Source organism: Kocuria carniphila (assembly GCF_004136555.1).
GTDB lineage: Bacteria > Actinomycetota > Actinomycetes > Actinomycetales > Micrococcaceae > Kocuria > Kocuria carniphila.
This window is the reverse complement of the sequence record NZ_NOIT01000003.1, coordinates 202,686-222,530: the sequence shown is the minus strand read 5'-3', so window position 1 is coordinate 222,530 and position 19,845 is coordinate 202,686. Positions and strand designations below refer to the sequence as shown.

At 65.3% G+C, this 19,845-nt stretch carries 19 protein-coding genes and 1 riboswitch; of the genes, 13 read left to right on the top strand and 6 right to left on the bottom strand.

Annotated elements, in window-relative coordinates:
* The first annotated feature begins 91 nt into the window (after positions 1–91).
* A complete protein-coding gene (locus EWV37_RS03520) occupies positions 92–1,030 on the top strand; it encodes an SDR family oxidoreductase (protein ID WP_129699825.1) in 939 nt (312 codons plus the stop codon).
* Between the two features lie 172 nt (positions 1,031–1,202).
* Positions 1,203–2,102: a VOC family protein gene (locus EWV37_RS03515; RefSeq protein WP_129699823.1), complete on the top strand. Its 900-nt coding sequence runs from the start codon at positions 1,203–1,205 to the stop codon at positions 2,100–2,102.
* A gap of 63 nt (positions 2,103–2,165) precedes the next feature.
* On the opposite strand, the gene EWV37_RS03510 is transcribed toward EWV37_RS03515, so the two are convergent.
* The 6 genes from EWV37_RS03510 to EWV37_RS03485 all read right to left on the bottom strand — a co-directional run bounded on the left by EWV37_RS03510 (position 2,166) and on the right by EWV37_RS03485 (position 10,342).
* Positions 2,166–3,356, bottom strand: coding sequence for a cystathionine gamma-synthase (locus tag EWV37_RS03510; protein WP_129699821.1), 1,191 nt, complete (start codon positions 3,354–3,356; stop codon positions 2,166–2,168).
* On the bottom strand, positions 3,343–4,713 hold the full coding sequence (locus EWV37_RS03505) for an aminotransferase class I/II-fold pyridoxal phosphate-dependent enzyme (protein WP_165189211.1): 1,371 nt from the start codon (positions 4,711–4,713) through the stop codon (positions 3,343–3,345). Before EWV37_RS03505 ends, EWV37_RS03510 begins: the two co-directional genes overlap by 14 nt.
* Positions 4,710–7,154 (bottom strand): 5-methyltetrahydropteroyltriglutamate--homocysteine S-methyltransferase, encoded by a 2,445-nt coding sequence (gene metE / locus EWV37_RS03500; protein WP_129699817.1) that lies wholly within the window; start codon positions 7,152–7,154, stop codon positions 4,710–4,712. Before metE ends, EWV37_RS03505 begins: the two co-directional genes overlap by 4 nt.
* Before the next feature lie 130 nt (positions 7,155–7,284).
* A complete protein-coding gene (locus EWV37_RS03495) occupies positions 7,285–8,280 on the bottom strand; it encodes a methylenetetrahydrofolate reductase (RefSeq protein WP_129699815.1) in 996 nt (331 codons plus the stop codon).
* Positions 8,281–8,322: 42 nt separating this feature from the next.
* A riboswitch (SAM riboswitch) is annotated at positions 8,323–8,440 on the bottom strand.
* 65 nt (positions 8,441–8,505) lie between these two features.
* Entirely contained in the window at positions 8,506–9,477 is a 972-nt protein-coding gene (locus tag EWV37_RS03490; protein WP_129699813.1) for an SDR family NAD(P)-dependent oxidoreductase, read from the bottom strand.
* 121 nt (positions 9,478–9,598) lie between these two features.
* A complete protein-coding gene (locus EWV37_RS03485; protein WP_095798577.1) occupies positions 9,599–10,342 on the bottom strand; it encodes an SDR family NAD(P)-dependent oxidoreductase in 744 nt (247 codons plus the stop codon).
* A gap of 58 nt (positions 10,343–10,400) precedes the next feature.
* On the opposite strand from EWV37_RS03485, the gene EWV37_RS03480 reads away from it, so the two are divergent.
* The 11 genes from EWV37_RS03480 to EWV37_RS03430 all read left to right on the top strand — a co-directional run bounded on the left by EWV37_RS03480 (position 10,401) and on the right by EWV37_RS03430 (position 19,803).
* On the top strand, positions 10,401–11,261 hold the full coding sequence (locus EWV37_RS03480; RefSeq protein ID WP_129699811.1) for a fructosamine kinase family protein: 861 nt from the start codon (positions 10,401–10,403) through the stop codon (positions 11,259–11,261).
* Between the two features lie 245 nt (positions 11,262–11,506).
* Complete coding sequence (locus tag EWV37_RS03475; RefSeq protein ID WP_238663038.1) at positions 11,507–11,971, top strand: MarR family winged helix-turn-helix transcriptional regulator; 465 nt, start codon at positions 11,507–11,509, stop codon at positions 11,969–11,971.
* The gene (locus tag EWV37_RS03470) at positions 11,968–13,128 is read left to right on the top strand and encodes a polyprenyl synthetase family protein (RefSeq protein WP_129699807.1); all 1,161 of its coding nucleotides are present in this window, start codon (positions 11,968–11,970) and stop codon (positions 13,126–13,128) included. The genes EWV37_RS03475 and EWV37_RS03470 overlap by 4 nt, the downstream gene beginning before the upstream one ends.
* The gene (locus EWV37_RS03465; protein ID WP_129699805.1) at positions 13,129–14,124 is read left to right on the top strand and encodes a phytoene/squalene synthase family protein; all 996 of its coding nucleotides are present in this window, start codon (positions 13,129–13,131) and stop codon (positions 14,122–14,124) included.
* On the top strand, positions 14,121–15,797 hold the full coding sequence (gene crtI, locus EWV37_RS03460) for a phytoene desaturase family protein (RefSeq protein WP_129699803.1): 1,677 nt from the start codon (positions 14,121–14,123) through the stop codon (positions 15,795–15,797). Before EWV37_RS03465 ends, crtI begins: the two co-directional genes overlap by 4 nt.
* Positions 15,797–16,237 (top strand): lycopene cyclase domain-containing protein, encoded by a 441-nt coding sequence (locus tag EWV37_RS03455; protein ID WP_129699801.1) that lies wholly within the window; start codon positions 15,797–15,799, stop codon positions 16,235–16,237. Before crtI ends, EWV37_RS03455 begins: the two co-directional genes overlap by 1 nt.
* Positions 16,234–16,659, top strand: a complete 426-nt coding sequence (locus EWV37_RS03450) for a lycopene cyclase domain-containing protein (protein ID WP_129699799.1) — start codon at positions 16,234–16,236, stop codon at positions 16,657–16,659. Before EWV37_RS03455 ends, EWV37_RS03450 begins: the two co-directional genes overlap by 4 nt.
* Positions 16,652–17,521, top strand: a complete 870-nt coding sequence (locus tag EWV37_RS03445) for a prenyltransferase (protein ID WP_129699797.1) — start codon at positions 16,652–16,654, stop codon at positions 17,519–17,521. The genes EWV37_RS03450 and EWV37_RS03445 overlap by 8 nt, the downstream gene beginning before the upstream one ends.
* A 262-nt stretch (positions 17,522–17,783) precedes the next feature.
* Positions 17,784–18,146, top strand: coding sequence for a GntR family transcriptional regulator (locus tag EWV37_RS03440; protein WP_095798586.1), 363 nt, complete (start codon positions 17,784–17,786; stop codon positions 18,144–18,146).
* Positions 18,143–19,090: an ATP-binding cassette domain-containing protein gene (locus tag EWV37_RS03435; RefSeq protein WP_095798587.1), complete on the top strand. Its 948-nt coding sequence runs from the start codon at positions 18,143–18,145 to the stop codon at positions 19,088–19,090. The genes EWV37_RS03440 and EWV37_RS03435 overlap by 4 nt, the downstream gene beginning before the upstream one ends.
* Positions 19,090–19,803 carry a hypothetical protein gene (locus tag EWV37_RS03430; protein ID WP_095798588.1) on the top strand — a complete coding sequence of 238 codons (714 nt, stop codon included), beginning with the start codon at positions 19,090–19,092 and terminating at the stop codon, positions 19,801–19,803. The genes EWV37_RS03435 and EWV37_RS03430 overlap by 1 nt, the downstream gene beginning before the upstream one ends.
* Positions 19,804–19,845: the final 42 nt, after the last annotated feature.

The following is a 19,845-nucleotide window of genomic DNA, read 5'->3' as shown; positions in this document are numbered from 1 at the left end:
ATCGCGCACGTTCCGGATCACACCCCCTGCCCGATCCACGGAAAAATCAGTAGGCTTACAATATTATCCCACCACGAGGAAGGAGTCGGACATGACCGACACCAGCCATGAGGCACACCAGAATGCGAACCACGAGACAACGGACCAGTTGACCTTCCAGAATCCGGTGACGCGCTACCCGACCATCCAGCCGCCCGAGCAACACCAGCCCGAGCCGGGCCTGGATGTTGAGCTCGAACCCAAGACCGACCGCGGAGAAGAATCCTATCGCGGCACGGGTCGCCTGGAGGGGCGCAAGGCGCTGATCACGGGTGCGGACTCCGGAATCGGTGCGGCCGTTGCCATCGCGTTCGCCAAGGAGGGGGCCGACATCGCTCTCAATTACCTGCCGGACGAAGAGCCGGACGCGCAAGTCGTCAAGGCTGTCATTGAGAAGGCCGGCCGCAAGGCCGCGCTGATCCCGGGTGATCTCTCGGACAAGGCGTTCTGCACGACGGTTGTGGAGAACGCCGTCAACGAGCTGGGCGGACTGGACATCCTGGTCAATAACGCCGGTCGACAGATTTTCTCGGAGAGCCTCGAGGAGCTGAGCGACGAGCAGCTGACGGACACCTTCACGGTCAATATCATTGCGATGTTCCGCGTCACGAAAGCCGCGCTCCAGCACCTTCCAGCGGGCTCGTCCATCATCAACACCACGTCGGTCGAAGCCTACCAACCGGCGCCCATCCTGTTGGATTACGCTTCGACGAAGGCGGCGATCAACAACTTCACCAAGGGCTTGGCCCAGCAGCTCGCGCCCAAGGGGATCCGCGTCAATGCGGTGGCCCCCGGCCCCATTTGGACGCCGCTGCAGGTCAGCGACGGTCAGCCGAAGGAGTCACTGCCGGAATTCGGCCAGTCCACTCCGCTGGGCCGTGCCGGACAGCCCGCCGAACTCGCGCCGGCCTATGTGTTCTTGGCCTCCTCGGAGTCCAGCTACGTCCTGGGGGAGACCCTCAACGTCAACGGCGGCATGCCCACTCCGTAACCGTTGTGCTTGAGCCGGCCCGCCCCGCGGAATGGGGGCGGGCCGCCCGGGTCCGCATCCGTGAAAAGGGGCCGCTCGATCATTGCCAGCCCTGCCGGGCGGGCCGATACTGGACCCAGCGCCGTTGATCCCTGCTGGTCAACCGGCTCCAGAATCGGCCGAGGAGGATCCCATGCAAAAGATCGTGCCCAACGTCTGGTTCCAGGGCAACGCAGCGGAAGGTGCCGAATTCTACGAGCACGCCCTGCCCAACACGCACATGGTTGATTCGGCCAACTATCCGACGGAAGGACTCCTGGAGTTTCAGCAAGACCTCGCGGGCGAACTGCTCACGGCAGTTCTCGAAATAGAGGGGTACCGGGTACTCCTGATCAATGCGGGCGATGAGTTCACGCCGAACCCGGCCATTTCCTTCCTGTTGAACTTCGATCCGTCCAGGGACGAGAACGCCAGGACCACGCTGCAACGGGTGTGGAGCCGACTCTCTCCGGGCGGCACCGCGCTCATGCCCCTGGACACGTACCCCTTCAGCGAGTACTACGGCTGGGTGCAGGACCGCTACGGAGTGAGCTGGCAACTAATGCTCACCAATCCCGAGGGTGAACCGCGGCCGTTCATCACACCGTCCTTGATGTTCGGCGGACAAGCGCAAAACCATGCCAAGCAAGCCGTTGAGTACTACACGGGGGTATTCGGGGATGCCAAGCTCGGAGCTTTGGTGCCCTACGCGGACCAGACGGGTCCTGCATTGCCCGGCAATGTCATGTATTCGGACTTCACGGTGGAAGACCAATGGTTCTCGGCCATGGATTCCGGTGTGACGCAGGACTTCAGCTTCACTCCCGGGGTGTCATTGATGGTCAATTGCACCGACCAGGATGAGATCGACCGGTTCTGGGAGGCGCTCTCAGCAGTGCCGGAGGCTGAGCAATGCGGCTGGTGCACGGATCAATTCGGAGTGAGCTGGCAGGTCGTGCCGGTGGACACCGACGATCTCATGAAACAGCCCGGGGCGTTCGAACGCATGCTGACCATGAAAAAGCTCGACATCGCCCAACTGCGAGGCGACTAAACACTGGTGGCCGGACTCAGGGGCAAGTCCGGCCACCATGGTGGATCAACCGAAGAAGGTTGATTAGTGTGTTGCCGTCAGGGCGCGATCCAGGTCTGCCACATGATCCTGGAGGTCCTCGATCCCCACGGACAGGCGCACTAAATCCTTGGGGACCTCGTGCGGGGTGCCCACGCGGGAACCGTGGGTCATGTTGTGGGGCACGCAAGTCAGTGACTCCACACCACCCAGGCTCACGGACAGGTTGTACAGCCGGGTGGACTTCACGAACGCGTGGGCCGCGGCCTCTCCACCGCGGGGCCGGAACGAGATGATCCCGCCGTAGCCACCGTTCAGGGTCAGCGTGGCCAGGTCGTGCCCCGGGTGTTCCTCGAGCCCGGGGTAGAAAACTTCCACCACGTCCTCGCGTGAACGCAACCAGCGGGCGATCTCAAGTGCATTGGAGCAATGCCGCTCCATGCGCAACGGCAGGGTCTTCAACCCGCGCGCGGCCAGGAAGGAGTCGAACGGGCCTGCCACCGCGCCACCAGCGAACTGTTGGAACCCGATCAGTTCGCTCAACGGCTGACCGTTCCACTCGGTGTTGCCCACCACTACGGCACCACCCAGCACGTCCGAGTGGCCGCCGATGTACTTGGTGGTCGAATGCACCACAGCGTGGGCACCCAGGGTCAGCGGGTTCTGCAGGGCTGGGGAGGCAAAGGTGTTGTCGACCACCAGAAGTGCGCCGGCGGCGTCGGCGACCTGGGCCCATGCGGCGATGTCCGCGATGCGAAGCAGAGGGTTGGACGGCGTCTCCAACCACAGCACCTTGGTCTCGCCGGCGCGAACGGTGGCGGCGGCGTCGTCGGCGGAAGCGGACGGCACAAAGCTGTGCGTCACGCCCCACTTGGAGAGCACCTGATCGACCAGGCGGAACGTGCCGCCGTAGACGTCCGCGGCCAACACGATGTGATCGCCGGGCTTGAGGACGGCGCGCAGCAGCGCGTCCTCGGCGGCCATTCCGGAGGCGAACGCGAACGCACGGGTACCGAGCTCCACAGCCGCGAGCTGTTCCTCGAAGCCGCTGCGCGTGGGGTTGGAACCGCGGCTGTACTCGTAACCGCCGGTGCGGAACTCATTGACGCCGTCCTGCACGAACGTGGAGGTCTGGTAAATGGGGGGGACCACGGCGCCGGTGGTCGCGTCGGGTTCCTGACCGGCGTGAATGGCGCGCGTGGCCAGGCCGGGGAGGGAGAAATCAGTGACGGTCATGGAAAGAATCCTTCGACGGGTAAATGGGGTCGCGGTGGGCCGCGCGGGGATCTAGCGGGGCAGCAGCGGGTTCCACCTCGGACGGCAGCTCGGTGGCATCGGCAATCACGGACAGCGCCTGGAACAGGTCCGCGGTGATGTCCGCGACGTCCTCGAGCCCCACGGTGAACCGCAAGGTCTGTTCGGTGATGCCGCTGGCCTCGAACTGCTCGGGCGTCAGGCGGCAGTGCGTCATGCTGGCCGGGTGGGCCACCAGGGTGCGCACGTCACCGATATTGGCGGCGAGCTTGATGAGACGCAGTGAGTTCACGACCTGCTCGACCTGCTCGGGCGTGCCGTTCAGGTCGATCGAGAACACGCCGCCGGTGCCTCGGTAGCCACCCTGGTCGTAGAGCTCTTCCTGCCGCGCGCCACCGAAATGCGGGTGGTGCACGCGAGCCACGGCCGGGTGCCGGTTGAGGGTCGCCGCCAACGACGCCGCCGTGGCCGACTGCCGTTCCACACGCACTCCCAGCGTGGAGATTCCCTGCAGGATCTCGTGCGCGGTAATGGCGGTCATGCACGGGCCCAGGTCGTTGAGGTACTTACAGCGGGCCACACCCAGCAGCGCTCGCTCGGCGCCGTAGACCTCCACGGGGGAGCGGTTGCCCCAGCGGGGATGCGGGGTAGTGAGCCAGGGCCACCGCTCCGGATCTTCGGTCGGGTCGAAGGTGCCGGTGTCCACCAACAGGCCACCCAGGGGGCCGCCGTGACCCGACAGGTACTTGGTGGCCGAGTGGATCACCAGATCAGCCCCGTGCTCACCCGGGGTGAACAGGTGCGGCGTGGCCACCGTGTTGTCCACGATCACCACGGCGCCGTTGCGGTGAGCGATGTCCGCAATCGCGTCCAATTCGGGAAGGTCAGCGAGCGGGTTGGCAATCGACTCCAGGAAGAACACCCGGGTCTCCGGCGTAACCGCGGCTTCCCATTGCTCCGGATACCGCGGATCGGCGAACGTCACGGTCAACCCGGTCTCGGCCAGGGTGTCCGTGAGCAGGTCCACGGTGCCGCCGTACAGGTGCGATGACGCCACAACGTGCCCGTTGACCGGCCCGGTCAGCGCGAGCAACGCCAGGGTCACCGCGGCCTGACCGGACGAGGTGGCGACGGCGCACTCGGCACGTTCCAGCTTGGTCACCGCGCTTTCCAGGGCGGTGACGTTCGGGTTGCCGGTGCGGGCGTACGTGTACCCGGCGGCGCGCTGCGCGAAAACCGCGCGGGCGTCGGCCAGGGTGTTGAACGAGTACGCCGCACTGTGGTGGATGGGCGCCACGATTGGGCTCCCCAGGGGTGCGGGTTTGGTCTGCTCGGTCACAGGAGGCTCCCTTCGGATGCGCGAGCGAGGGTCTCGGCGGGGGTGGGTTCGGCAGCGGCAGCCGCGGGTGCGGACGCGGCGTCGTCGTTGGCGAGCTCGGCACGCACGGTGACGGCGGCGGCCACGAGACGATCGAGGGCGGCCTCGGTCTCGGGCCAGCCGCGGGTCTTCAGGCCGCAGTCCGGGTTGACCCACACGCGGTCAGCACCGATTTCCTGGGCGGCGTGGCGCACGCGCTGGGCGACCTCGTCGAAGGTGGGCACTCGCGGGGAGTGGATGTCCCACACGCCGGGGCCCACATCACGCGGGAAGTCGCCGGCGGCCAGGCCGTCCACGATGCCCGAACCCGAGCGCGAGGCCTCCAGTGTGGTGACGTCAGCGTCCAGGCCGTCGATCGCGTCCAGCACGGTCTCGAACTCGGAGTAGCACAGGTGGGTGTGGATCTGGGTTGCGGTCTGCGCACCACCGGTGGCCAGGCGGAACGAGCCGACGGACCAGTCCAGGTAGTCCGGCCGGTCGGCCAGCTTGAGCGGCAACAGCTCGCGCAGCGCGGGCTCGTCCACCTGGATGACGGCGGTTCCGGCGGCCTCGAGGTCCGTGATTTCATCACGCAGGGCCAGGGCGACCTGATCGGCGACCTCGCGGGCCGGGGCGTCGTCGCGCACGAAGGACCACGCCAGGATGGTGACCGGGCCGGTCAGCATGCCCTTGACCGGGCGGTCCGTCAGCGACGCCGCGTAACCGGTCCAATCCACCGTGATGGGGGCGGGGCGGGAGACGTCACCGAACAGGATGGACGGACGCGTGCAGCGCGAACCGTAGGACTGCACCCACCCGTGCTGAGTGGTGACAAAGCCGTCCAGCCCCTCGGCGAAGTACTGCACCATGTCATTGCGCTCCGGCTCGCCGTGCACCAGCACGTCCAGGCCGAGCTCTTCCTGCTTGCGCACGGTCTGGGCGATCTCCGCGCGAATCTTCTCGGTGTACTGCGCCTGATCGATGCGCCCGGCGCGGAAATCGGCACGCGTGGTGCGGATCCCGGGGGTCTGAGGGAACGAACCAATGGTTGTGGTGGGCAGCGGCGGCAGGTTCAAACGCTGGGCCTGGGCGGAGCGGCGCTCGTCTGCGGAGGCGCGCTCGCGGTCCTGCTGCTGCACGGCCGCGGTGCGGGCGCGCACTTCCTGGCGGTTCGTGGCCGGGTGCGCGGCGCGGCGGGAACGAATCTGCGCGTCCTTGCCGAGCTCGGCGGCCACGGCGGACCAACCCTCGGTCAGCCCGCGGGACAGCGTGACGACCTCTGCGACCTTCTGATCCGCGAACGCCACCCATTCCTTGACGTCCGGGTCGAGTGCGGTCTCGCGCTCCACATCGTGCGGGACGTGCAGCAACGGGGTCGCGGTGCCCACGGTCACGGGGCCGCGCGCGGCATCCTTGAACCGGCCCAGGGTTTCCGAGGCCTTCTCCAGATCGGTGCGCCACACCGTACGACCGCCGACGACGCCGCCCACGAGCGGGCGCTCGCCCCACGCCTCGAGCGCGGCCACCCCGGGTTCAGCACCGCGGTCCAGATCGATGGCCAGGGCCTCGATGTCGGTGGTGGCCAGAGCCCGCTGAGCGTCTTCACCCGCATCCCCGTAGCCCACGGCGACCAGAAGGTCGGGGCGGTCGGACGGGTAGCTGAGGCGGGTATAAGCCTTGGTCAGGGCCTCGATGATGGTGTCGCGAGGGACGCCCCAGCCTTCTGCCGCCAGGGCGTGCTCATCCAGCTCGACCCACGGAATGCCCGCATCCTTGAGCGCGGTGAGCAACTGGATGTAGAGATCCACCACGTCATTGAGACGATCGAACGGCTGGGTGCCCGGAGCGTCCGTGGTTTCCGGGCGGGCCAGCAGCAATAGGGTCACGGGGCCAACCAGCACCGGGCGGGTGATCGCCCCGGTGGTGTCACGGGCGGTCACGAAGCGTTCGATCAGGCTCTCCGGGTGCGCGGACAGCGGGGTGTCCGGACCGATCTCCGGAACGTAGTAGTGGTAGTTGGTGTCGAACCACTTGGTCATCTCCAACGGCTCCAGGTGATCGGTTCCACGGGACAGTGCGGTGATCAGTTCGATGCCCTGCGGGGTGTCGGGAGCTGCGGGACGGAAACCATCGGCGCGGAACCTGGCCGGGAGCGCGCCCAGGGCCAGGGCGGTGTCCAGCGTCTGGTCCACGGCGAACGTGTCAGCGGGGATGGCGGCGGCGTCGGCGAGACCGAGGTCGTTGAGGTGGCGAACGGTGCGTTCACGCAACTGGGCGAGCGTGTCCAGAACGGACTGCGCCGGGTTCTCCGCGGGCTTGGACCAGTAGGCCTCCAGGGCCTTCTTGAGTTCTCGGTTGGGGCCGATCCGGGGGTAGCCCAGGATGGTGGCGGCGGGGAACGAAGTCTTGGAAATAGCAGTCATTTGGGGTGCTCCTGAGGGTAAAAGGGTGTGTTTGGGAAGCCCCGGTCACTGAGACCGTTGCCAAAAGGTTCTGTCGGAAGGGAAGTGCGGGTGCTGCCGTGACCGTGGTGCGGCCACTGACGGGCGGCGGTTAGGCCGCCGACGTACTCCCGCGGAACTCGCGGGCGGCATCGCGCACCCGGAGATGATCAAGGATGGCCAGCGGGGCGTCCGGCCGGTTGAACGTGAACAAGTGCAGACCCGGGCAACCGAAGTCCAGCAGCTCATCGATCAAGGTGAGCGTTGCCGCAATGCCCCTGCGGCGCAGTTCACCGGGGTGATCGGTGTCCAAGAATTTGGTGATCCGCTCGGGGATCGGAACGCCGGTCAGCTCGGTCATTCGGCCCAGGCGCTTGATATCAGTCAGTGGCACCAGACCGGCGATGATCGGAATGTGGATACCCTCCGAACGCGCACGTTCCAGGAACCGCACGTAGTCCTGGGCGTCGTAGAGCACCTGGGTGATCGCGTAGTCGGCGCCGGCTTGCTGCTTTTCCCACAGGGCGGCGAGGTCCGCTTCGAAATCGCGGCCCTTCGCGGCCACGGGATAGCAGGCCACCGAAACCGAGACGGGGCGCTTTCCGGGGCGCTCGCAGGCGCCGAACTTCCGCTCCTCGACCTCGCGGATCAACTCGACCAGTTGGGAAGCGCGGTCGAAACCACCCGGGTGGGTGACCCACTCGCCACCACCCACGGGCGGATCGCCGCGCAGTGCGAGAAGGTCGCGAACGCCGTCGTCAAGCAAATCTTCGACGGCGCGCTCCAGACCCGCGCGATCGGTGCCACCGCAGGTCAGGTGGGCTACGGCGGGGGTCTTGGTCTGTTTGAGCAGGTGCCGCAGCGTTTCGCGGGACACCCCGTTCGTGCCGGAGTGACCGTGGGTGACCGAGAAGAAATCCGGGCCGGCCGCGGCCATGGTGTCGATGTTGCGCCACACGGCCTCGGGATCGCGAGTGGGGTGCGGCGGGAACACCTCGAACGAGATCAAGGATTCGCGGCGCGGCCTGCGCACCAACCACGACGTTCCCGTGGGCGGCCCCGTGGTGACGGTCTGCTCCGAGATCTGGGGAGTGGACAGGGCGGGCATAAAAATACCTCCGGCGGTTCAGGACGCCGGAGGTTTCTCCGTGCGCCGTACTTGCTCGCCGTGCGGTTGCGCGGCGGCCGGATCCTCATCTGGGGCACCCCGCTACGTGCTGGAGGGTTGCCGCCCGGTTAGCCAGAGCTTCACACCGGGACTCATGATCCTTGTTGCGAGAGACATTAGCACACGGTTTTGGCGGCGCAAGTCACACGTGTGAAGTGAACCGGGTCAGTCGGGCCGTTCCTTGGGGCCGTTCTCTAGGGCCGCCCCGGCCCGTTCAAGACTCGTCTGCCACGTGTCTTGCCGCAGGTCAGGGACATAACTCAAGGGAGAGCTCTTGCGGGATTTCCGCCCGGCCACGTAGCGGCCCATGAGCGGTTCTGCGTCCGGTGACGTGGCCAGCCACGCGAGATTCTCGGCCGAGGTCTTGACCAAGTTGGCGCCCGGAATCCTAGCGATCAGGGGTGCAAGCGTCGAGTAGATCTTCTGGACAATTCGGGGGTAGTTGCGAGCCAGGCCGGTGTCGGGCATGAGGCCGGGGTCAAAACTTGCGGCCCTCACGTCACGACTCCGGCACGTTTGGTCGATCTGGTAGGCCATGGCGATGCACGCGAGTTTGGAGGTCGAGTAGCGCACCAGGCCGTTGTCCTTGGCGTTGGGCTCGGGATCCGGAGGGCTCAAGAGTTCGCCCATACTCGACCAGCGGGCTCCGGGAAACCCGAAGGCCCTCAGCCCGCCGCGGTGGGTTTGACTGCCCAGCGTGATGACCCTGGAACCGGGGGCCATGCGTTTCAAGAGCGGCTCGAGCAGTATCACGTGGCCCATCACGTTGGTGGCCATGGTCAGTTCGAAAGCGTCGACAGAACGTTGCAGCCGATCAAACGTTTGGACTCCCGCATTGCAGATGATTGTTCGGGGAATGACTCCGTCCCTGAGGAGACCGTCGGTGAAAGATCTCACGCTCGACAGATCAGCGAGGTTCAATTGCCTCACGTCAATCGCAATGCCGTTGCCCGACAATGCGTCCGCCAGGTGGCGTCCCCTGGCCACGTCCCGGACGGCCAGGATCAGAGGAAATCTCTGACTAGCGAGAACTCGGGCGGTCTCTCGCCCCAACCCTGACGTGGCGCCGGTAATCACCACGGGGGCGTTATCAGTGACTCGCTGATCGACATGGGCAGGGGGCTGGTCGGGGGCCATGCTTCAAGTATCCCCGGTCCGGTGGTTGTCGGAGGTTCCGTGACAGATGTTTCTTGAAAAAGCGTCTGCGGCGGCGCGAGAACGGGCCGCCGCAGACGCCTCGAGGGTCTGTCGTTAGGGCTCAGTAGAGCTTGGTGGCCCCGCCGTCCACGGCGATCGCCTGGCCGGTGATGAAGCGAGCGTCGTCGGAAATGAGGAAGGCCACCAGCGGCGCGACGTCTTCCTGCGGGTCGCCGAAGCGGCCCAGCGGAATGTGGCTGAGCGACTTCTGATACATCTCCGGGAAGGCTTCCTTCCACTTGGCCACGCCCTCGGTCAGCGCAATGGGCATCACAGCGTTGATGCGAATGTTGTCTCCAGCCCACTCGTTGGCGACCACGCGCGTGAGGCCGCGGATTGCTTCCTTGGCCGATGCGTAGGCGGCCTGCGTCGGCTGCCCGCTCACCGCGGATCCGGATCCGAAGTTCACGACCGAACCGCCCTGCTTGGCGAGCTCGGAATGCGCGGCCTTCATGAACTGCCGCGTGGCACGCAGTCCCGTGTTGAAGGACAGCTCCCAGGCGTCCCCGTCCAGGTCCAGGAACATGGCCTGCTTGGATGCGTGCGCGTTGTTGACCAGGGCATCCAGGTGTCCGAAGCGTTCGACGGCGGTCCGTACCGCGGTCTGCGCGGTTTCCTCGAGCGACACATCACCCGCCACGAAGACCACGCTCTCGCCCAGTTCCGACTCCAGCTGTTGGCCTGCTTCTTCGTTGATATCCACGGCGACGACGCTCGCACCCCGGCGTGCGAGCACTCGGCTCAGCGCGCCCCCGATACCCGATGCTCCGCCCGTCACAATGACCACTTTGTCCTGTAGTTGCATGTGTTCAGCCTAGAAAAAGACCCTGTGAGCACCGTCCAGAATGGTGTAGAGAGGAAACATGGATCAGTTGCCTGAAGACCTCATTGCCGATCTCGATGTCACCGGTGTGCAGTCGCTGAGCGGGGGTGATACCGCCGCCGCCTATCGTCTGGACACCTCTGATGGGCAACTGTTCGCCAAGACCATGCTCGATGCGCCAGCCGGTGTGTTGGAGCTGGAAGCTGCGGGACTGGAAGCTCTCCGATCGGCGGCACCGCCCGAGCTCTCGGTGCCGCGGGTCATCCGCGTGACCGACCAGGGACTGGTCCTGGAATGGATCGACGAATCCTATGGCGCGGGCGGCGCCGCGATCGAGGCGGAATGCGGTAGTGGCCTGGCGCAGATCCACCGTGCCGACGCACCGCATTTCGGCGGGCTGGACCCTGAGCTGCCCCAGCGCATCGGATCCTTCCCGGTGGATCTCTCACCCACCGACAACTGGGCCGATTTCCTGTTGCACCGCCGCATCGAACCGTTGCTGCGCACGGCCATCGACTCGGGACATCTTGACCCGGCGGCGTCGGACCTGCTGGCTGACCTGGCACCGCGCGCGGCCGAACTTGCCGGGCCGGCCGAGCCACCCAGCCTGCTCCACGGCGACCTGTGGGCGGGCAACCGCGTGGTCGATTCGAGCGGCCACAACTGGCTGATCGACCCGTCCTCGTTCTATGGGCACCGCGAATACGACCTGGCGATGATGCTGCTGTTCGGCGGTTTCGGCGAGGACTGCTTCAACGCCTACGACGAGGTCTACCCCCTGGCCGGCGGCTGGCAAGAGCGCGTGCCCTGGTATCAGTTGCCCCCGTTGTTGGTGCACGCAATCCGTTTCGGAGGTGGCTACGGCAACTCCGTCATGAGGGCCCTCAAACAGCTCCGCTGAAGCGCTCGTGGGGACCCGGTGCCATGTCATGACGTCTTACTGCACGGTATGGATGGTTACTTTTCAGTAAATCGCTATCAGATGGCTTAGCGCCCGTCGTCGACACTAGTTGGACACCTCCCAGGTTCTTCAAGCATCATGGTTATCAACTTTTCTAACTACTAAAAAATTTGAGGTTGTTGATGGCTGAGTCGCGGTTGAGGCCCGATTTTGTCAGCCCTCAAAGCCGACTACTGCGAAGAGTTGTGCAGCTTAACGAGGAGATCGGTTATCAGGTCCGCAGGATCATGGGACTCAAGGAGACCGACTACGCGGCCATGGCCATCTTGATGCGCGAACCCATGGGGCCCTCGGAGTTGGCTCGGGGACTCCACATCACGAGCGCCGCGGCCACGGCCGTGGTGGACCGGCTGGTCAGTGCGGGTCATGCCGTACGAGAACCCCATCCCGAGGACCGGCGCCGCACGATCATCAGAGCCGTCGACGCCTCTCGCGCCAAGACCATGGAGCATGTCCACCCGATGATGAACATGGTCGAGGACGAATTGAAAAAACTCGATCAGCATGGCCGAGACGCCGTTCTGCAGTTCCTCACCGGCACGGCCTCCTGCCTCGAGTCCAATCGGGACGAGCTCAAGGGGCGACCCGTCCAGGAGCAGGGCACGCTGGATATCTGGGAGACCTACGGAGCGAGTGAGGAGCAGTCATGACGTTCTCACGGCTCACGCAGCCTCAACACACTGGCACCGCGCCCCTTCGGGACGACGCAGCCGTGTCCGGCGACCACGCCTGGCACGCCTTCCGCGAGGCGGTCGCCAACGAGCTGGACTCGTACTTCGAGGGGCTCAGGGATTCGGTCACACAAAGCCCCGGTTTTCCCATGCTGCGCTTGCGCGTCCGCGAACAGGTCACCGGCGGGAAACTTCTGCGCCCGCGCCTGACCCACCTGGCCTGGCGCGCCTTCGCCGGACGCACCGAGCCAATCATGCGCGGTGAGACACGCAATATCCCAGATCCGGACTGCGTGCGGTTGGCCGCCTCGTTCGAGTTGCTGCACGCCGCACTTCTGGTGCACGACGACGTGGTGGACCGTGATCCCGTACGGCGTGGCCGCCCCACAGTGGGGGAGCTCTACCGCAGGGACGCGCAGAACGTGGGCGCGCCGTCGAACGAAGCTCAGCACCTGGGCGAGGCCGCCGCGATCATCGGCGGTGACCTCTTGCTGACCGGTGCGTTGCGGCTGGCGACCACGTGTACGGCGGATCCGGCCCGGCTGCAGCCCGTAGCTGCCGTGGTGTTCGACGCCGTGACGGCCTCGGCGGCGGGCGAGCTGGATGATGTGCTGCTCTCGATGCATCGCTTTGGCAGCCAACACCCCGCTGTGCAGGACATCCTTAATATGGAACGACTCAAGACCGCCAATTACTCGTTCGAGGCGCCGCTCAGGGCCGGGGCCTTGCTGGCCGGCGCGAACCAGGACGACGCCGCTCGGCTCGCCCATGCGGGTTCGCGCATCGGGGTGGCCTACCAGGTGGTGGACGACATTCTGGGGACCTTTGGTGATCCTCGGATCACGGGCAAGTCCACCGAAGCGGACCTGCGCGAGGGCAAAGCAACCGTGCTCACCGCCCACGGGATGAAAGATGGCCGTGCTCGCCAGGTACTTGCGGATTTCGCGGCCGGGCGCGCCTCGGTCGCCCAGGTGAAAACGGCCCTCGCGGACGCGGGCGCGGAAACCAGCGCGGTGGAACTCGCCACTGAACTCGTGGCCCAGGCCGAGGACGCCCTGGATCAACTGCCCCTGCCCGACGCGGAACGAGCCGAGCTCAATTCCATTTGCCACTACGTGCTGCATCGGAGGAAGTAAATGAGCCGAGTCGTCACGCCTCCCAGCACCCCTCTCCCGCTGTACACCCGCACCGCCGCAGCCGCGGCCGGGCAGGTCATCGGGCGCTACTCCACGTCGTTCTCATGGGCGTGCCGCACCCTGCCCCGCGAGTGCCGCCGGGACATCTCCAGCATCTATGCCCTGGTGCGTGTGGCTGACGAAGTGGTGGACGGTACGGCCTCTGCGGCAGGGCTCGAAACCGGTCCGGTGCGCGCGGCTCTCGATGAGTTCGAGGGTGAGGTGGAACAGGCCTTGACCAGCGGGTTCTCGACCAACTTGGTGGTCCATGCGTTCGCGGACGTCGCTCGCCGCCACGGCTTCGGCAGCGAACTCACTGTGCCGTTCTTCGCCTCGATGCGCGCTGACCTCGAGGTGGCCGAACACGACCCTGAGTCGCTGGAAACCTACATTTACGGTTCCGCGGAAGTCATCGGTCTCATGTGCCTCGAGGTGTTCATGGACCTGCCCGGGACCCGCGCGGACACCCCCGAACAGCGCGAGATGCTACGCGCCACCGCGCGCAGGCTGGGCGCTGCCTTCCAGAAGGTCAACTTCCTCCGCGACCTGGGTGCGGATCACGATCAGCTGGGTCGCACCTACTTCCCCGACACCGACCCTGCCGATTTTGGCGAGGCTGAGAAGGACCTTTTGCTCGCGGATCTGCACGCGGATCTCGACGCCGCTGTGCCCGGCATTCTCGCCCTCGACCGGCGCGCTCGCCGTGCGGTGCTGTTGGCCCACGGTCTCTTCCACGAACTTGCCCGCAGGATCGCCGCCGTTCCCGCGGCCGAGTTGACGCAGCAGCGCATCAGCGTGCCCACTGCGGTCAAGGCTCGGATTGCCGCGCGAGTGCTCGCAGGATCTCGCAGTGTGCCGCGCTCCGATGAGGGCGTTGCTGCAGGCGCCGGTTCGCGTCCCGGTTCCGTCAATGATCCGCACGCGGGTTCCTGCTCGGGATCGCGAGGTGTCTCATGAGCCGCACGGTGGTGATCGGCGGCGGGTTCGCGGGCCTGGCCACGGCCGGTCTGCTGGCCAAGGACGGCCATGACGTTGTGCTCCTCGAGCAACAGGAGACCCTGGGCGGGCGCTCGGGTCGCTGGTCCGCGCAGGGATTCCGGTTCGACACGGGTCCCAGCTGGTACCTCATGCCCGAAGTCATCGACCGCTGGTTCCGCCTCATGGGTTCCGGTGCGGACCAGGAACTGGACCTGCGTCAGCTCACCCCCGGTTACCGCACGTTCTTCGAACGGCACCTGGATTCCGAACCCGTGGACGTGGTGTCCGGGGAAGCGGGGGAGCTCTTCGAACAACTGGACCCGGGCTCCGGCAAGGCCTTGCAGCGCTACCTCGAGTCCGGCGCCGAGGTCTACGAGCTGGCCAAGAAGTACTTCCTCTACACGAACTTCACCAAGCCCCTCGAGCTCATGACCCCCGAGGTGCTCAAGAACCTGCCCCGGTTGGGTGCGCTTCTGAGCGACTCGATGGAGGGCTACATCGCCAAGCGATTCCCGGACCCGCGTGAGCGCCAGATCCTGGGTTACCCCGCGGTCTTCCTGGGCGCCGCCCCGGATTCGGCCCCGGCCATGTACCACCTGATGAGCCACCTGGACCTCACGGACGGCGTGCAGTACCCGCAGGGCGGTTTCGCCGCACTCGTGGACGCCATGGAACGCCTCGTGCGGGAGGCCGGAGTGGAGATCGTCACCGGTGCCACGGTCACCGGCATCGACCTGAGCTCCTCCGGCCAATTCCCGCCTCGACTGGGCCGACGCCGCGGCGCCGTCACCGGCGTGCGTTACCGCCTCGAGGACGGGACGCAGGAGCGGGAGGCCGCGAGCGTCGTCGTCGGCGCGACCGATCTGCACCACCTACAAACTGAATTGCTCCCGCAGCCGTTCCGTGCGCCCGAATCGCGTTGGAAGCGCCGAGACCCGGGACCCTCCGGGGTGCTCGTGTGCCTGGGCGTGCGCGGAAAGCTGCCCGAACTGGTCCATCACAATCTGCTGTTCACGGCGGATTGGCTGGACAACTTCGCGCGCATCGCGGAGGGCAAAGAACTTGCGGACGAGACATCCATGTACGTGTGCATGACGTCCGCTACCGACCCGGGGTCCGCCCCGGACGGCGACGAGAACCTGTTCATTCTGGTTCCGTCGCCCGCCGTGCCCGAATGGGGACGAGGAGGGATCCACACGGCCGAGATGAACCAACCGGGTTCACTGCAGGTCGAAAAGGTGGCAGATGCCGCCGTGGCCCAACTCGCCCGATGGGCAGGCATTGAAGACCTGGCAGAGCGGATCGAGGTACGCAGAACCTATGGTCCCGCTGATTTCGTGTCCAACGTGAACGCGTGGCGCGGATCTCTGCTTGGCCCCGGGCATACGCTCACCCAATCGGCTTTGTTCCGGCCAGGTGTGAGCGACAGGGGAATCAAGGGGCTGTACTACGCGGGATCGTCCGTGCGGCCGGGAATCGGGGTACCTATGTGCCTCATCTCGTCCGAAGTAGTACTTGATGCAGTGAGGGAGGCTGCCCCCGGGGAAAAATCTGCGGCGAACACCGCGGCCGGGTCTGATCCAGACCCGGCCGTGGGCTCACCCTCCCGGCCCGCTACCCACATTGCCCACCCAGGGGAGCGCACCGACTGATGTACCTGTTGATGTTGCTCGTGTTCATCGGCTGTTACACCCTGATCGATCGCCGCTGGAAGCTCTACTTCTGGTCCGGGGCGCCCATGCGAGCCTGGATCGTGCTGATCGTGGGCGTGCTGTTCTTCCTCGCGTGGGACGTGGTGGGCATCATCAACGGGTTGTTCTGGCACGGGGAGAATTCGCTCACGCTGGGGATCTTCGTGGCTCCCGAATTGCCTCTAGAGGAGGTCTTCTTCCTGGCGTTCCTCTGCTACCAGACCATGATCTACATCCTGGGTGCACCCGTGCTCTGGCGCTGGTTGCGCTCGCGGGCCGGTACGTCGCGCGGTTCTTCTGCCGATGGCACTTTGGACCAACGACGGCGCTCGGGGGCTTCCGCAGCGGATGGTACCTCCTCCGGCGGGGGACCGCGCGCACTCAAAGGGGACCGGCCGTGACCTACTGGGATGTGAACTTCACTTTTCTGGGCCTTGCTGTCCTGGTGCTGATCGTGGCTGTGGTGTTGCGTAGGCCCGGACCGCTCTTCTGGGGTGCCTTGGGCGTCTCGACCGTGCTGCTGTTCGTCCTCACCGCCGTGTTCGACAACCTCATGATCGCCGCCGGAATCATGACCTATACGGACCAGAACATCTCCGGTGTGCAGGTGGGCCTGGCCCCGCTCGAAGACTTCGCCTACCCGTTGGCCGGGGTAATCCTGCTGCCGGGGCTGTGGCTGCTGTTGGGCGGCCGGGTGAATGCCTCGCAGCGCGCGCAGGGGCGATCCCATGATTCAGGCCGAAACCGTGCTCAGCGTGGCCAGTCCACTCAGGGTGCAGCTGATAGCACTCACACCGACAACCCGCGGGAGACGCGTGATTAGCAAACTGTTCTGGGCATCCCGGCCGCTCAGCTGGGTCAACACCGCCTATCCGTTCACCGCAGCTGTCTTGCTGACCGGGGGACTGCCATGGTGGCTCGTGGTGCTCGGAACTGTGTTCTTCCTGGTGCCTTATAACCTGGCGATGTACGGCATCAACGACGTGTTCGACTACGAATCGGACCTCCGCAATCCCCGCAAGGGAGGTGTGGAAGGTGCAGTCGTGGACAGGTCTGCACGGCGCTCGGTGCTACTCGCGTCCTGCTTGGTGCCGGTCCCTTTCGTGCTGGTCCTGGCGGGCTGGGCCGTTGTCACCGGGAATCCGTGGTCGATCGCGGTGCTCGCGGTGTCCCTGTTCGCGGTGGTGGCGTACTCGTGGGCGGGACTGCGGTTCAAGGAAAAGCCGTTCCTGGACGCCGTGACCTCATCCACGCACTTCGTCTCGCCTGCGGTCTACGGACTGGTACTGGCGGGAGCGGATTTCACGGTGGGGCTGTGGGGCCTGCTGGCAGGCTTCTTCCTGTGGGGCATGGCCTCGCAGATGTTCGGCGCCGTGCAGGATGTGGTTCCGGATCGTGACGGCGGGCTGGCCTCTGTGGCCACGGTGCTCGGTGCCCGACCCACGGTGTGGGTGTCCGCCGCGCTGTATGCCGGCGCTGGCTTGTTGATGCTCCTGACCGACTGGCCAGGTCAGCTGGCCGCGCTGCTCGCGGTGCCGTACCTGGTGAACGTGCTCCGCTTCCGCTCCGTCACGGACGCCGATTCCGGACGGGCCAACGCCGGGTGGAAGACGTTCCTGTGGCTGAACTACCTCACCGGTTTCTTCGTGACCATGCTGCTCATTTGGTGGGTCGCAGTCCGGTAGCTCTGGGGCGCCACCTCGGCCGGCGCTGAAGCTGTTGGCATGGTTGTCCGGCCCGGTGCCTACTCACACCCATTTCATCCCGTCTTACTGCACGGTAGACCCGCCTACCGTGCAGTAAGGCGGGATCATTTGGTTCTGCCCCTCATCGGTCCCGCGACCTTTCTCGCCGCCCCCTCGAACCCGCTCGCCCCCAGCTCTTGACGGCTCATCGGTTAAGTGGTTAATTAGTGGAGTAAGGAACCAAACAACCAGAGGAGGTGTCATGACACCGAGACAAGATGGTCGCCCGATCTTCATGGTCCTGGCTGACCAGATTGCGGACGACATCCTCCAGGGCAACTACCCGGTGGACTCGGCTGTGCCCTCCACCAACGAGCTAGCGGCGTTCTACCGCATCAACCCCGCAACGGCGGGGAAGGCACTGGGACGGTTGGTCGACCAGGGAGTCCTGGTGCGGCGTCGTGGAATAGGAACGTTCGTGGATGCCAACGGTCCCGAAATTTTGCGCGAGGAACGCCGCAAGGCGTTCGACGAAGACTTCATTCGCCCGGCAGTGGCCGAGGCACAGCGACTGGGTTTGTCCCTCGACGACATGGTTGCGCTCATTAGAAAGGACACACCATGAGTTCCCAAGCTCCACAGGCAGATCATCGAACGGGTGCTCCGTGGGACACGGGTCAACAGGGCATCCAGATTCGAAGCCTCAACAAGTCGTTCGGCAAGAAGCACGTGCTGAAGGACATCACCGTGGAGTTCGCACCCAATCGTGTACACGGACTGCTCGGCTCGAACGGCGTGGGTAAGACCACGCTGATGTCGGTGATTCTGAATCACAAGTTCCGCAGTTCGGGTGAAATCCTCATCGATGGCCAGGATCCGCGGGAAAATGCCAAGATCCTGGAACGCACGTGTTTCATTCATGAGGACCAGAAGTTCCACGACGACGACACCCCGGCATCGTTGCTGCGCATCCTGCCCACGTTCTACCCCAACTGGGACGCGGAGCTTGCCGAGCGGTTGGCCTCTCGGTTCCACCTGCCCATGGGCACGCGTGCCGTGAAGCTTTCACGTGGTCAGCGCAGTGCGTTGGTCATCGTGATCGGGTTGGCAGCTCGGGCGCCGTATACCTTCATGGACGAGCCGTACCTGGGCCTGGACCCCGGTCACCGTGCGCTGTTCTACGAGGAGTTCGCCCGAGCCATGGCCGAGCACCCGCGCACGGTCATTCTCTCGACGCACCTGATTGACGAGGTCTCCGACCTGCTCGAAAACGTGGTGATGCTCGAGGACGGACGGGTCACGGTGGACGCGGACATCGATCAGGCCAGGGACAGTGCGTTCGTACTGCGAGGCCTTGAGTCCGTGGTTCGTGACCTGGCCGGTGATCGCCAGATTCTCCGCGAACACCGATTGGGCAACATCCTCTCGATCACGGTGGATGGCACCGCTACTGACGACGACCACCGTAGGGCCGATGAGGTCAACGTTTCGGTCGAGCCGGTCACCTTGCAGGAACTCGTAGCCGCACGCGGTATGCGCGGGGCGGACAATGCGGAAAGGAGCTTGTAATGCAGTACGTACGCAGAAACCTTGCGCTCTACCTGACGAACAGGGTCAACTCGTTCGTGATTGCTCCGGCAATCCTGCTGATGGTGGCCGTCATCATGATCATCATCGCTCTCATCATTGGCATTCGCACAGGCCTGCCGCTGCCGCCAGAGGTCAGTGATGGCTTCAAGTACAACCAGGCCATCTTCTGGGCGATCCCGGGCTTCTTGATCTCCCACGGTGCACTGACCGCCAATCGTGGTTTCGCCGGCTCATTGGCGTTCGGCAGTACCCGCCATAACTTCTGGGCCGGAACGGCCCTGGGGTTCGTGATCACTTCACTCGTGGTCGTGGCGGTGGGCCTCGTGCTGCTGGCCATTGAATCCGCGACCGGATACGGCGTGGGCGTCAGCTACTTGACCGTCACGGCCATGGACAACGGCAATCCGCTGATCGTCGCTATCTCCCTGTTCCTCATGTGCCTCATGAGCTTGTTTGCGGGAATGGGTTTCGGCGGCATCTACCGTGCGGCTGGTGTCATTTGGACTGTGGTCTCGGTAGTGGCAGTGGTGCTTTTGCTGCTCGGACTGATTGCGGCGGTCGTGGCCTGGCCGGACTTCTGGGTTGACCTCGTGGGCGAACTCGGACGCTGGACCATCCCGCTGGGTCTCGCAATCGTCACGGTGATCGCGGCTATCGCCAGCCGTACCGTGGTGCGGTTCGCGGAGATCTAGCCGCAACCCCAGCCACGCACCCGCCGACGCCGCTCGCTCCCC